Genomic DNA, 12,394 nt, shown 5'->3' with positions numbered 1-12,394 from the left:
TTCCCCACCTCCAATAGACGCAGGCGCTACTTCGCTTCCCTGTGGGCGTCGGCTACAACTTGTTCTACACTGACCTCTCTACCGTCAGCTGCAGCGGTCTTCCACCAGCCGAGAAACTCGATATTACCTTCCGGCCCCTTAATAGGCGAGTATGTCAAGCCAAAAAGCCCCCACCCTAAGCTCTTTGCTGCCTGTAGCACGGCGGCGACCACCGCCATGTGGACGGCCGCGTCCCGGATTACGCCGCGACCGCGTGCTACCGCCTGTTTTCCTGCCTCAAACTGAGGTTTTATCAAAGCAATTACGTCTGCGCCTGCCGGCAGTAAATGGTTAAGTGCTGGCAAGACGAGAGACAGCGAGATAAATGACACGTCTACGGTGGCGGCATCCGGCTGCTCGCGCAGCTGCTCGCGCCTAAGATAGCGTATGTTCGTCTTCTCAAGCACCTGTACGCGTGAGTCGTTCCGGAGTTTCCACGCTAGCTGCCCCTGCCCTACGTCAACCGCAATAACGTATGTAGCTCCGTTTTGCAGCGCACAATCCGTAAAGCCGCCGCTAGCCGCGCCGACGTCTAACACGACGCGGCCCGCGAGCTTGATGTCAAACTGCTTAAGCGCCTGCTCAAGCTTTAATCCGCCGCGCGAGGCAAAAGCGTGTGGCGCGGCAAGCACGGTAATCACGCTTTCTGGGGGATAGGCATGCCCGGGTTTATCGGCTAGTTGGCCGCCAACCCGCACTGCGCCGCTCTGGATGAGCGCCTGTGCCTGCATGCGTGTACTGGCCAAGCCTTTTTCGCACAGGAGCACGTCGAGCCGCCTTTTAACTGAAGGCATGCCATACCGCCGCCACAACACCCTCGGCCGTGAGTCCGGCGCGGTGAAGTAGCACACTGCGCGGAGCATGAGACACACAGCCATCACTATAGCCAAGCCGCACGAGTTTCGTCGGCAGTTCAGCCAGCGCCTCGGCCAGGCTTGCGCCAAATCCCCCCGCCAGAATGTTGTCTTCGGCCGTAACTACAAGCTTAGCTTGCGACGCGTGCCTTAGCAGCTCGTCCTCTAGCGGCCACACTTGCGGGCAGTACCATACCCCTACGCTAAGCCCCTGCTGCTTAAGGCGCCGCGCGGCCTCGTAACACTCAAGAAACAGCGGCCCCACCCCGACAAGCAGGCAATCAGGCTCCTCGTCAAAGAACAGCTTGCCGCAAGCCGGAACTTCCACCGGCAATGCCTGTGCAAAGTCGCGCGGGTAACGCAAAGCTACGGGCGAACCTAGACCGAGAGCCTTCTCCAGCAAAGGGAGCATGTCTTGTTCGCCGCTTGGGGCAAGTATGGTCATGTTGGGGGTCGTGCGCAGATACGACAAATCATAAAGGCCATGATGCGTCTCTCCGTCTTCTCCCACCACTCCGGCGCGGTCTAAGCAAATGACGACCGGTAAGTTCTGCAGGCACACGTCGTGCAGCAACTGGTCGTACGCTCGCTGCATAAATGTCGAATACACCGCAACCACAGGCTTAAGCCCTCCCGCGGCCAATCCTGCGGCAAACGTCACCATATGCGCTTCGGCGATACCTACGTCGTAGATGCGGCTAGGGAACGCGCGCGCAAAGTCTTTGAGGCCCGTCGCGTCAAGCATGGCGGCAGTAGTCGCCACTACACGTTCGTCGCGCGCGGCCAAAGCAACTAGGGACTCGCCAAACAACTGCGTAAAAGTTCGTTCGCACGCTTCAGCGTCGAGGCGTGCACCTGTCTCTATCCTAAAGGGAGACGCGCTGTGGTACCGGTCCGGTTGCTTTTCTGCCGGCAGGTACCCCTTGCCCTTTGCCGTCAGGCAGTGAACAAGCACGGGTTCATTGAGCCGCTTGGCTTGCCGCAATACGGCCGTCAGCTCCGGGATGCTGTGCCCGTCCACCGGGCCTAAGTAAGTGAAGCCAAGCTCCTCAAAGACCATGCCCCCCACCAGCAGGTATTTTAGGCTGTCCTTCAGGCGCGTAGCATATCGCCAGACACAATCTCCCAGGCTACCGATGCCTTTTAGCACGCCTTGCACATCGTGCTTGGTCTTTTGGTAGAGACCCGTAGTGCGCAATGTATTAAGATAGCGGGCAATGGCGCCGACGTTCTGGGAAATAGACATCTCGTTGTCATTTAAGATAACGATTAAAGGTCTTCCCAGATGTGCGGCGTGGTTAATGGCCTCCCAAGCCATACCCCCGGTCATGGCTCCGTCCCCAATCACGGCCACGACGTGCGAGCGCAACCCAAGACCTCGGGCGGCTTCCAGCAGGCCGAGCGCCGCACTGATGGAGGTCGTGGCATGTCCGGTATCAAAGGCGTCGAAAGCGCTCTCTTGGCGCTTCGGAAAGCCGCTTAATCCGCCCTCTTGGCGCAGACTCGCGAAAAGCTCGCGGCGCCCGGTAAGTATTTTGTGCGTATAAGTCTGATGTCCGACATCCCACACGATTTGATCTCGCCCGGCTTCGAATTCTCGGTGCAGAGCTAGAGTCAGTTCTACGACACCGAGATTCGAGGCGAGATGTCCGCCGTTCTTCGAGACAACAGAGATGACGAGTTCGCGTATTTCCTGCGCCAGGATTTCTAGCTCTCTACCCGTCAGTCCCCGCAAATCGCGCGGATGATTAATGCGCTCAAGCAGCTCAGTTCCCTCCTCAACCGACACACTCTCTAGGCATAAGCGATAAGTATCCCCACTAGGGCACCTACCAGCACTTCTACTCGCGTATGTCCGAGCAGTTCTTTCAATGGTTCCTCGCCAATGTGGCCATGCAGCATAAAGTGGCCAATCATTTTGTTTAGTGCCTCCGCTTGTTTGCCGGCGGCCTGTCGCACGCCTGTAGCGTCATACATGACAATTAAGGCAAAAACGACGGTTATGGCGGTGTATGGGCTTCTAAAACCGGTAACTCTAATCACGCCTGCCGCCAACGAACTGACTACTGCGGAGTGCGTGCTCGGCATGCCACCGGCCCCCGTTACGCGTTCCCAGCTAAACCTGCCAGCCTTAATCCAAGCGAGAACAACCTTGGAGCCTTGTGCAACCAGCCAAGCCAAGCAGGTACGGTACAGAATAGGATTGGTCTCCAAAATATCTATCCAAGACAACTCAGCCACCCCCGAGTTAGCTGTTCCTGTTGAGACAAAGGTCAGCTGCCTGCTGCAGTGGAAAACTGCCGCCTAGTGGCTCTAGGGCGGCAAGGCAGGCCTCATAAGAGCGGCGGACTTTGTCTTCCGCGCCCGGCAGCCCTAGGAGACTGACATATGTGAGCTTCCCCGACTCGCTCTCTTGCGCGTCCAAGATATCGTCGCGAATTTGAAAGCCTAGGCCGAGGTGCGTGGCAAACCGCGTAATGTGCGTAAGCTCATTTTTTGTAGCCCCGGCGAGGATAGCACCGATACGAGCTGCTACCGTAATCAATGCACCTGTTTTATGGGCGTGAATATACTCAAGCGTCTGCGTGGGATTGGGGACTTCCCGCTTCGTCGCCCAAATGTCGACCACTTGCCCACCCACCAAGCCATAAGTGCCTGCCGAAAGAGCCAACTCGGCCGTGCTTTTAAGCACGCTCGCCGCGCTGTAGTACTCCGCTAGGCGATTGGTCATTAGCTCAAAGGCCAGCGTTAACATGGCGTCTCCGGCTAAAATGGCCATGGCCTCGCCGTAGACTTTGTGAGTAGTGAGGCGACCGCGGCGGTAGTCGTCGTTGTCCATCGCCGGCAGGTCGTCATGGATAAGGGAATAGGTGTGTACACACTCTATCGCCGCCGCCGCCGGCAGAAAATGCGCAGGGTTACCGCCAAACATCTCGTGTACAGCCAAAGCCAGCGCCGGGCGCAGCCGTTTGCCGCCTGGGAACACGCTGTAGCGCATAGCTTGATGGATAACGGCGGGGTGTTCGGAGTCCCGCGGCAGGAACGTTTCTAACGCTTCATCAACTAACAGCTTATAGCGGGCGAGTTCAAACCGCTTCATGCCGGAACTTCTCCGACGAAAGGTTTGCGTGTTTCCTTGACTAGTATCTCCACCTTCTGCTCGGCTGCCGTCAACAACGCCTGACACGCCTGTAGTGCCTCTACCCCCTGCACATAGAGCAACAAAGCTTCGTCTAGCGTCAAGTCGCCTTGTTCGAGTTTAGCTGCAATTTCCTCCACTTCCTTGAGGGTTTGCTCGAAATTCATGCGCCTCCTCCTTTCCGGTAACCACAGAGTAGACCGTGCCGCTGTGTAGTGTCGTAGTGAGAATATCCCCAAGCGTGACCTTGCCGGCAGACTTAATGACTACCCCTCCCGCGCGAGTCACGCTGTAACCCCTCGCCAGGACATTGAGCGGACTGATGGCCTGCAGGCGCAAGGCTTGTTGCGCAAGTGCGCTTCCGGCTACTTCGATTCTACGCTGCACGGCGTTTTGCATGCGGAGCAGAAGGCTGTCTGCAATCTGCTGCTTCCTGGCGATAGCGCTCGCCGGCGAAACCGACTGCAACCGGACTGACAGGTAGTCAAGGTATTGCCGTGCGGTCGAGACTTTCCTCCCCATGTCACGTGACATGCGCGACGCAAGCTTAACTAAGTGACGCTCTACCTCATGTCGGTCAGGTACGACGAGGAGAGCCGCCGCCGAAGGAGTAGGAGCACGCAGGTCAGCGACTAGGTCGGCAATGGTAAAGTCTGTCTCGTGCCCAACGGCAGACACTACCGGCACGGGGCAAGTGAAGATGGCACGCGCAACGCGCTCTTCGTTAAATGCCCACAAGTCCTCTAGGGAACCTCCGCCGCGACCAAGCACCACGACGTCGATTTCGGGATACCCCGCTACGGCCGCCAAGGCACTCACAATCGAGGGCGCGGCTTCGGCCCCCTGCACAGCCACTGGAAAGATTAACACTTGCGTCAGAGGCCAGCGCCGCTCCATGACCGTCACAATGTCGCGCACGGCGGCACCGGTAGGCGAAGTCAGCACCGCGACAACGCGCGGGAAACGCGGCAGCGCGCGCTTGCGCTCCGTGCCAAACAAGCCTTCGGCGGCGAGCCGCTGTTTAAGTTGTTCGAGCGCCAAATGAAGTGACCCCAGCCCGTCCGGCTCCAGTCTATCGACATAAAGCTGGTAATTGCCGTCCCGCTCATAAACACTGATCGTGCCCCTCGCCAACACTTTCATGCCGTCCGCAGGGCGAAAGGTTAAGCTCGCAGCCCGGTTTCGCCACATCACCATGCGAATACTGGCCCGCTCGTCTTTTAACGTAAAGTAGCAGTGCCCGGACGTATGGGCCTTAAAATTGGAAACTTCGCCGCTGACCCAAACATTCGTCAGCCGTTCGTTGTTCTGCAAAGTATCCCTTACTATGCTCGTGAGCTCAAAGACCGAAAGGGGCTTAGCCATGCTGCATTTTGGCGGCTTGCAGCGTGTTCTTAAGCAACATGGCGATAGTCATGGGGCCGACTCCGCCCGGAACGGGAGTAATATATGAGGCCACCTCTTTAACCGCGGCAAAGTCTACGTCGCCCACTAGCTTGTTGCCTACCTTGTTTGTGCCTACGTCAATGACTACGGCTCCCGGCTTCACCATGTCCGCCGTGATTAGGTTAACCTTACCTACCGCGACAATCAGCACATCGGCTTGTCGCGTGTAAGCCGCTAGGTTCTCCGTGTAACGGTGGGTGATGGTAACGGTAGCGTCAGCTAGGAGGGCTAAAGTCGACATGGGTTTCCCCACTACATTGCTGCGCCCCACCACTACGATGTGTTTGCCCTTGAGCTGGTAGTCGATAGACTTAAGCATCTCCATTACCCCGGCCGGCGTGCAAGGCACAAGGGCACCGGGCAAGCCTAAGTTCAGCAGGCCGACATTTACGGGATGAAAGCCGTCCACATCCTTCTCGGGTCTAACCGCGCCAAAAACCGCCATTTGGTCAAGCTGGCGAGGTAGCGGCAGCTGTACCAAAATACCGTGCACGGAGTCGTCGCTGTTTAGCTCTCCAATCAGTGTCATCAGTTCGGCTTGCGTCACGTCAATGTTTAACCTATGCACGGAAGACCCGATGCCGGCGCTACGACAGGCCTTTTCCTTCATGCCGACATAGGTATGGCTAGCGGGGTCATCCCCAACTAGCACTACGGCAAGCTTGGGTTTTAGTGAGCTCCCTGCTATTTCGGCTGCTACCTCGGCCCTAATCTTCTCGCCGAGCGCCTTACCGTCTATGATTGCTGTCATCGAAAATGCCTCCTTGCGAATTCGCTAGTCTATCCACACCCAAAAGTGCCGTCCCTACCGCATTGTCCCCCGCTAAGCCTAAAGGTGCCGCTATAAAGTTAGCTCCTGTCATGCGTGCCGCGAGGCGCGCGCGAATGTGGGTGTTAGCGGCTACTCCGCCGCACAGGACAATCGTGCGCGCGCGGTGCTCCTGTATACTCTTACGCAGCACCTTCTCTAGTGAGTTGGCTATGCAGCGGAACACGCCCGCCGCGACCGCCTCACGCGGCACACCGCGCTCTAGCGCGCGTAGCGCGGCTGTAGCCGGGCCCGCAAAACTAATTTCTCCGTCTTTAACAGCTGAGGGAATGGCGTATGGGGCGCCGCTGAGGTTCTCGGCGAGCTTATCCAAGAACGTGCCGCAGGGAAACTCTGCTCCCATGGCCACGCCTACGCGGTCAATAAACTGCCCGGCGTGTAAGTCGACGCTTGCGGCAAGTACCCGCAGCGAGTAGCCTCCTGCCGCGCATGGGCTGACATGGAGGACATCGGTCGTGCCCCCGCTCATTTGCACGGCCAGAAAGTCCTCTTTCGGTTGCGGATGCAGCTGGCTAAGCGCTGCGCGCAAGTGCCCTTCCTGATGGGAAAACGTGTAGAGAGGCACGCTAGCTCCGTGCGCTAGGGAGAGGGCAAAGCTGTGCCCCGCGAGGAAGACCGGCATATAGGACTCGGCGTGTGGTCGCGGTGCTATGCTCACCGCAACCGCTTTAACACACGTGCCCTGCAAGGGCACGCCTGCGAGTACCTCGGGCCACTGCTTAATGTGCAAAAATAGGGCATCAGATTGCCTGAGCCCTACTGCGCCGCTTGGTACGGGCAATAACTTGCGCCTGTCAGCCAGAACTTCTCCCGCGAGAGACACCAATGCCGCCGAAGTCATGTAGTTACTGGTGTCGACGCCGAGTACAACTCCTGTCACTGCTGATTCACGCAGAGCTTCCGGGCAATGGCGCCCAAAATACCGTTCACAAAACGGCTCGATTCTTCCGTGCTGTACTCCTTCGCTAACTCAATGCATTCGTTAATAATCGCGGCGACAGGCGTATCCGGACGTTGATTGAGTAGCTCAGAGACTGCTAGCCGCAACAAGGAGCGGTCGACCTTAGCTAGACGGTCGATAGCCCAGTCGGCAAGTGCCTCGCTCACCAGGGAGTCTATCTCCTCTAACCGCGAGAGCGCCCCGGCCACTAGTTCGCGCGCGTACTGCTCGTCCTGCTCCCTAAGAGGAGTAGCCTGAAAGGCATATTCGAGTGCGGAGCTCACGCTCACTAGACCGGTGTCTAACTGGTAGAGCGCCTGCATAGCGGCGGCTCGGGCCGTGCGACGGCTCATGCTGTGTCTCCTTTCTGTCCGGGAGAGCTAGTCTACAGGGGGAAGTATGCGTTCAAGGAGTGAGCGCAGGTCTTCGTCTGCGTCTAGGCGAGTGCCTATGTAGTAGCCAATCAGGGCGCAAGCCCCGATAAACAGCGTCTGTAGGAAACCAAAGTACAAGTAAACCAACGCAAACGTGATGCCGGCCACAGTGCCGATGACCCTCCCGCGGTAGTGCATCAACAACGCTCGAATTATCGTTCGCATGTGGCCACCTATTGCACGCGCACGCGGGAAGTCGCAGGCGTCATCTCGACTACCAGCACTTTTACAGCCACCACAACCACCCCGGTACACGCCTCGATGTGTTTGCGCACCGCATCCTGTACCTGAGTAGTCAATACCGGTATGTTGCTGTCCTGCGTCACCGAGAGCTCAATCGCTAGCTCCAACCCCTTGTCCGCTAAGTGCACCTTTACTTTGGCGGTATGCACGCCGCGGATGCCGATGACTGTACGCTGTGCCAAATTGCGTATGGCACCTAAGGAGATGCGGACGTCGCCTAGTTCACCGTGGTGGGTGACGGCTGCGCGCGATGGGCGCTCGCGGCGCATCCCCGACAACAGAAAGCGGACACTGAAAACAAAGAAGAACAGCGCCACTAGTATTGCCTCCCACCGGGTAAGCAATGCGCCTAGCTCGGCAGAATAGAACCCTGGGGGAAATCCAATGAAGGCCCCAAATACAAGTAAGGACAAGGCGGCGACGGCTAGGGTATAGAGCGTCAGCATGATACGGTCAAAAATAGTCATGGTAAGCCTCCCCCAACGAAATTCAACAACTCAACGCTTGTCCAATACAGCACCCGTGCTTACAAGCCCAATGTTCTGCCGCATACGCAAAGCACCGCACAACTTTAGGTTACAGCCTCAACCCTGCTCGTCGGCGCAGTCTCTTGAACAGCTACCGATTGCACATGGACGTTGACCTCTACCACCGCGAGGCCGGTCATGGTTTCGATGGCGTTGCGCACGTTTTCCTGCACGCGCAACGCAACTTCGGGTATCTTGACTCCGTAATCTAGTATTACGTATACGTCAACGGCGGCCTCTCGCTCGCCTACTGTGACTTTTACTCCTTTGGATAGGTTGCTTTTGCGCAGCATCTCGACCAAGGATACGCCGCTCATGCCCGTCACCCCGGGCACCTCACACGCAGCTAGCCCAGCGATGGTGCCCACAACATCCGGCTCGATGCGCAGCGTACCCGCGTCGCTTGAACCGTGTTGGAGAGCTTTTTCCAAACAGATCACCTCCTGCTTGTTACGGGCTTATTATATCAGAACTTAAATCCCCAAAACAGCTTATTTACGAAACCTCACGCGCACATTGCGTAAATGCAGCCCGCTGATGTTGCAGACTGTTTCCGCTATAGTTAGAGCTTCGCCCTCGGTCAAGCTTGCGGCGCGCACTACGGCAACCGCGTTCCCCTCGCCAAAGACTACGACGGCGTCGGCAAAGCCCTGCGCCATAATCAGGCGCTCAATCTGTTTTTCCTGTTCACGCCGCGTGCTCGCGTTAATAATCTCCATCTGTGCCGTAGCCCGCGCCGCGGCGTCGAGATGTGGATTGTTCATCATGTTCTTCAGAAGCTCTAGCCTTGCGCTTCTTTCCCTGTCGCGCTCCATACGATGTTCCGCAAAGTAATCGCCTTCTGTTTGGGCCGGTGTGCCACCCACCGGAATGGTTGTGTCGGGTGGTTCCAGACGGCTTACAGGCTGCGGGGGCCATAGCGTATACATGGTGAAGTATCCGACGGCACCCACAACAATTACGGTCGCTACGAACCTAACCAGCATGCCTTTATCAATGATCACGTCTATTTCCTCCTCTTTATGACCAAGTTAACTGCGTGCATTATCTCCCCGGCAGAACTGTGACGCGGTGCGGCGGGAGGGCGAGGATGGTCACGGCGGCCTCCGTCAGCATCTCCCGTACCTTTGCTGTGCTTGCGCCACTGGCGATAACCACCACGCCCTGCACCTTAGGCATCGTCTCCCGCAACTTAAGGCCGCTTTCTCGCCCACCGCCCTGCAGCAGCACCGTTTGCTGTGAAAGCGTCTCCTCTGTAGTCGTGTCGGTGCCGCGGCGAGTCTCCTCTCGGTCGGTAGCGAACTCCGCCTTTCCCCCATCCGTTAACGTCAGCATTACTGTAACCTGCCCCGCGCCGGCAATGTGTGAGAGGTGCAGAGCTAGCTGTGCTTCAAGGCTCTTCCGATACTCTAGTGCCGAGCCGAACGCCGCCTCCGTAGCCGCCGGTGTCTCGCGCGCGGCATGCACTAGCGTCGTATCGGGTTCGGGCTGCGGCGCCGCATAAAGCCGAAAAGCGAGTAGGACTAAGGCTAGGGCGAGTAGCAACTGCACTTTCTTGTTCTCCAAGAGCTTCTGTAGCGTGTTAACAACCGTGTCATTCACCTGGAATCACTCCTATCGCGCAACTTGAAATGTTACTGCGGCGGGGTTAAGACCATAGTCACGAAGTAGGGCTGTCTGCAGACGGCTCTGTAGTGCTTCAATAGACGCCGGCGAAGTGCCGTTGTCTACCGTAAGTGTTAGCCGCACAGCCACGATGCGGCCAAAGTCTGGGCTTCTTGTCTCCCGGTCGAGCGACAGCGCGACTGTGGCCGCCGTAACCGACGGTTCCGTGCGGGCCAGAGCGGCTATCCTGTCACGCAGTAGCAGCTCGTATGTCAGCCAGACGGACTGGTCCGACAGCGGCGTGAGGGACAGCTCCTCTATCCCTCCCCTAGCTCCGGCGGGGACCTCTAACGCAGATAAGTCAAAGCCGCCCGCCAGGAGCGCCGCGACCGGGCCAAGCAGCACTAGGAGAAGAACCAGACTCACGGTGTAGTCGACGTATTTTCGCATCGTACCGCTTGGCAGCGCCAAGTCGATGACGGTGGCTAGTATTATCAATATGACGATTTCCTGCGTCCATGCGCGCAAAAATGGGACGATAAGTTCCACCCCCTCAGCGAATCGCCAAGACTGCGTTGCCGGTGCCGATGACAATCGTAATAAGAATAAACAACATTATCCCTACCGTCACCAAGGCCCCTCCAACCACCACCAGGATGTCCGCCAAGCTGTCTAAAGCCTGCACCACCGGCTTGGCCCCAAGCGGCTGGATAATCGCGGCGGCCAGGCGGTAGATAAAGACAGTGACCATGACGTTAATAGCAGGCAGCGCGCAGAGAAAGAACACCCCCAGAAGCCCGGCTAAGCCGATGCCGTTTTTAAGCAACAGGGAGGCACCGGCTACGGTCTCGACGACGTCGGCAAACAAACCGCCTACCACCGGGATAAAGTTCTTGACGGCGTACTTGACGGTGCGCAAGGCGATGCCGTCCGCGACGCCGGCAGCGGTGCCTTGTACTACCGTCAGGCCGATAAACACGGCAAACGCGACCCCCATAACGGCCACCCCAAGCTGCTTGAGCAAGCTCGCGAGCTTACTGACGGGCAGTTTGTCTGAAAGAGCGTTAATAAAGGACAGTAAGCCGGAAAAGTACATGAGGGGGAGCACGGTGTTGACAACGATGGCGCTGACCGTAGTGGCCGCAGTAGCCAATAAGGGATGTAGCAGCGCTGCCGAGGCCGCCGCACCCATTGACAAGAGCAGGGTCAAGAGCACGGGCATTAAGGCATAGAGCAGGGTCAATAGAGTCTGCACGGCGTTGCTTACCGTGCGCACGGTGAGAGAAAAGCTCGTGAGCACAATGCCCATAAGCACGACAAAGCAAACCGCATAAGCCACTTGACCGACACCGCCGCCGAAGCTATCTTGCATCTTCTGCATCAGCACACAGAGCACCGCTAGCACCAAGAGACGCGTCAACAGACCTGTCTGAGCGACCACCTCGCGAAAAGCATAGCGCAGCAGGCTATTAAGCAACTCGCGCGGGTCGACCATGACACCTGCTCGGAGTCCCCCGATAAGTTGACGCAGGCCTATTTCCGGTATGTACCCTGCATACTCCGCTTGTAGTTTTGCCAGCACTTCATCGAGCGCCGCAGTATCTAGTTCACTTAGCTGCTGCTCAATAATTGCGCTTACGTCGGGAGCATTCTGCCCCGGCCTTTCGGGAGCCGCATGGGCTGTCCCCACCGCTGACAACAGGACAAACAAGACCGCCATAACAAGTATCTTCATAGGCTAGGGAATCAGGCGCAGAATCGTGTCTAGTATCACCAGGATAAGCGGGATGGAAAGGCCGAGAATTACAAGTTTGCCGGCTAGCTCCACTTTCACAGACAGGGAGCCTTCACCTGCGTCCTTGCAGATTTGGGCTCCGTACTCCGCCACATAGGCTACACCCATGACCCTAAGCAGTGTGCCCAGGTGCAGATTCCCCACGTCGGCCCGCCGCGCAATGTCTTCTACTAGCCGCACGATTTGCGCGATGTGACCAAGCAGGGCTACGACTATGCCAATACCGGTCACCAAGACTAAGATTAAGGCCAACTCACGATTAACTTGCTTTAAGACGAGCGACACTAAAACTGCGGCTAGCGCCAGCAACACGTATTGGAAGATATGCATAGCCTAGAACTGCATCAGGGTTTCTATGGCGCGAAACAAAATGATCACCTGGTAGATCAGGAAGGTCAGTACCATCACTATGCCGGTGATCATTACTAGCCCTGCCGACTCCTTTCTGTCCCAGTTATTTAGTAGATTGTAGATGATGCCTAGTGCCAACAAGAAAGCTGTCAGCTGCATAATCACTCTAAAGTTTAGCTCCAAGCCAGGCCC

18 protein-coding genes are annotated in these 12,394 nt (G+C 57.3%); all 18 read right to left on the bottom strand.

The features are described from left to right. Positions 1-26 precede the first annotated feature (26 nt). Entirely contained in the window at positions 27-833 is an 807-nt protein-coding gene (locus KGZ66_01135) for a TlyA family RNA methyltransferase (GenBank protein MBS3984202.1), read from the bottom strand. Next, positions 820-2,682: a 1-deoxy-D-xylulose-5-phosphate synthase gene (dxs, locus tag KGZ66_01130; protein MBS3984201.1), complete on the bottom strand. Its 1,863-nt coding sequence runs from the start codon at positions 2,680-2,682 to the stop codon at positions 820-822. Before dxs ends, KGZ66_01135 begins: the two co-directional genes overlap by 14 nt. Positions 2,683-2,687: 5 nt before the next feature. Then, entirely contained in the window at positions 2,688-3,125 is a 438-nt protein-coding gene (locus KGZ66_01125) for a divergent PAP2 family protein (GenBank protein ID MBS3984200.1), read from the bottom strand. Positions 3,126-3,141: 16 nt separating this feature from the next. Continuing rightward, complete coding sequence (locus tag KGZ66_01120) at positions 3,142-3,993, bottom strand: polyprenyl synthetase family protein (protein MBS3984199.1); 852 nt, start codon at positions 3,991-3,993, stop codon at positions 3,142-3,144. Next, positions 3,990-4,199 carry an exodeoxyribonuclease VII small subunit gene (xseB, locus tag KGZ66_01115; GenBank protein MBS3984198.1) on the bottom strand — a complete coding sequence of 70 codons (210 nt, stop codon included), beginning with the start codon at positions 4,197-4,199 and terminating at the stop codon, positions 3,990-3,992. The genes KGZ66_01120 and xseB overlap by 4 nt, the downstream gene beginning before the upstream one ends. Further along, the gene (gene xseA, locus KGZ66_01110) at positions 4,153-5,397 is read right to left on the bottom strand and encodes an exodeoxyribonuclease VII large subunit (GenBank protein MBS3984197.1); all 1,245 of its coding nucleotides are present in this window, start codon (positions 5,395-5,397) and stop codon (positions 4,153-4,155) included. The genes xseB and xseA overlap by 47 nt, the downstream gene beginning before the upstream one ends. Beyond that, on the bottom strand, positions 5,390-6,229 hold the full coding sequence (locus tag KGZ66_01105; protein MBS3984196.1) for a bifunctional 5,10-methylenetetrahydrofolate dehydrogenase/5,10-methenyltetrahydrofolate cyclohydrolase: 840 nt from the start codon (positions 6,227-6,229) through the stop codon (positions 5,390-5,392). The genes xseA and KGZ66_01105 overlap by 8 nt, the downstream gene beginning before the upstream one ends. Then, positions 6,207-7,187, bottom strand: a complete 981-nt coding sequence (locus tag KGZ66_01100; protein MBS3984195.1) for an O-sialoglycoprotein endopeptidase — start codon at positions 7,185-7,187, stop codon at positions 6,207-6,209. The genes KGZ66_01105 and KGZ66_01100 overlap by 23 nt, the downstream gene beginning before the upstream one ends. Next, on the bottom strand, positions 7,184-7,600 hold the full coding sequence (gene nusB / locus KGZ66_01095) for a transcription antitermination factor NusB (protein MBS3984194.1): 417 nt from the start codon (positions 7,598-7,600) through the stop codon (positions 7,184-7,186). The genes KGZ66_01100 and nusB overlap by 4 nt, the downstream gene beginning before the upstream one ends. A gap of 27 nt (positions 7,601-7,627) precedes the next feature. Beyond that, positions 7,628-7,846, bottom strand: coding sequence for a DUF2273 domain-containing protein (locus KGZ66_01090; GenBank protein MBS3984193.1), 219 nt, complete (start codon positions 7,844-7,846; stop codon positions 7,628-7,630). Between the two features lie 8 nt (positions 7,847-7,854). Continuing rightward, positions 7,855-8,391, bottom strand: a complete 537-nt coding sequence (amaP, locus tag KGZ66_01085) for an alkaline shock response membrane anchor protein AmaP (protein MBS3984192.1) — start codon at positions 8,389-8,391, stop codon at positions 7,855-7,857. A 104-nt stretch (positions 8,392-8,495) separates the two neighbouring features. Continuing rightward, positions 8,496-8,888, bottom strand: coding sequence for an Asp23/Gls24 family envelope stress response protein (locus tag KGZ66_01080; GenBank protein MBS3984191.1), 393 nt, complete (start codon positions 8,886-8,888; stop codon positions 8,496-8,498). Positions 8,889-8,942: 54 nt separating this feature from the next. Beyond that, positions 8,943-9,455: a SpoIIIAH-like family protein gene (locus tag KGZ66_01075; protein MBS3984190.1), complete on the bottom strand. Its 513-nt coding sequence runs from the start codon at positions 9,453-9,455 to the stop codon at positions 8,943-8,945. Between the two features lie 40 nt (positions 9,456-9,495). Beyond that, positions 9,496-10,053: a hypothetical protein gene (locus KGZ66_01070; protein ID MBS3984189.1), complete on the bottom strand. Its 558-nt coding sequence runs from the start codon at positions 10,051-10,053 to the stop codon at positions 9,496-9,498. A 12-nt stretch (positions 10,054-10,065) separates the two neighbouring features. After that, positions 10,066-10,605, bottom strand: coding sequence for a stage III sporulation protein AF (locus KGZ66_01065; GenBank protein MBS3984188.1), 540 nt, complete (start codon positions 10,603-10,605; stop codon positions 10,066-10,068). Positions 10,606-10,609: 4 nt separating this feature from the next. Further along, entirely contained in the window at positions 10,610-11,776 is a 1,167-nt protein-coding gene (spoIIIAE, locus tag KGZ66_01060; protein ID MBS3984187.1) for a stage III sporulation protein AE, read from the bottom strand. An 18-nt stretch (positions 11,777-11,794) separates the two neighbouring features. Further along, positions 11,795-12,181, bottom strand: a complete 387-nt coding sequence (gene spoIIIAD, locus KGZ66_01055; GenBank protein MBS3984186.1) for a stage III sporulation protein AD — start codon at positions 12,179-12,181, stop codon at positions 11,795-11,797. A gap of 3 nt (positions 12,182-12,184) precedes the next feature. After that, positions 12,185-12,385 carry a hypothetical protein gene (locus KGZ66_01050; GenBank protein MBS3984185.1) on the bottom strand — a complete coding sequence of 67 codons (201 nt, stop codon included), beginning with the start codon at positions 12,383-12,385 and terminating at the stop codon, positions 12,185-12,187. Positions 12,386-12,394 lie beyond the last annotated feature (9 nt).

The sequence above is a fragment of the Selenomonadales bacterium genome, from assembly GCA_018335585.1.
In the GTDB taxonomy this organism is placed as follows: Bacteria; Bacillota; UBA994; order UBA994; family UBA994; genus UBA994.
Note: the sequence above shows the minus strand (reverse complement) of the source record. Positions and strands in the feature narration are given on the sequence as shown.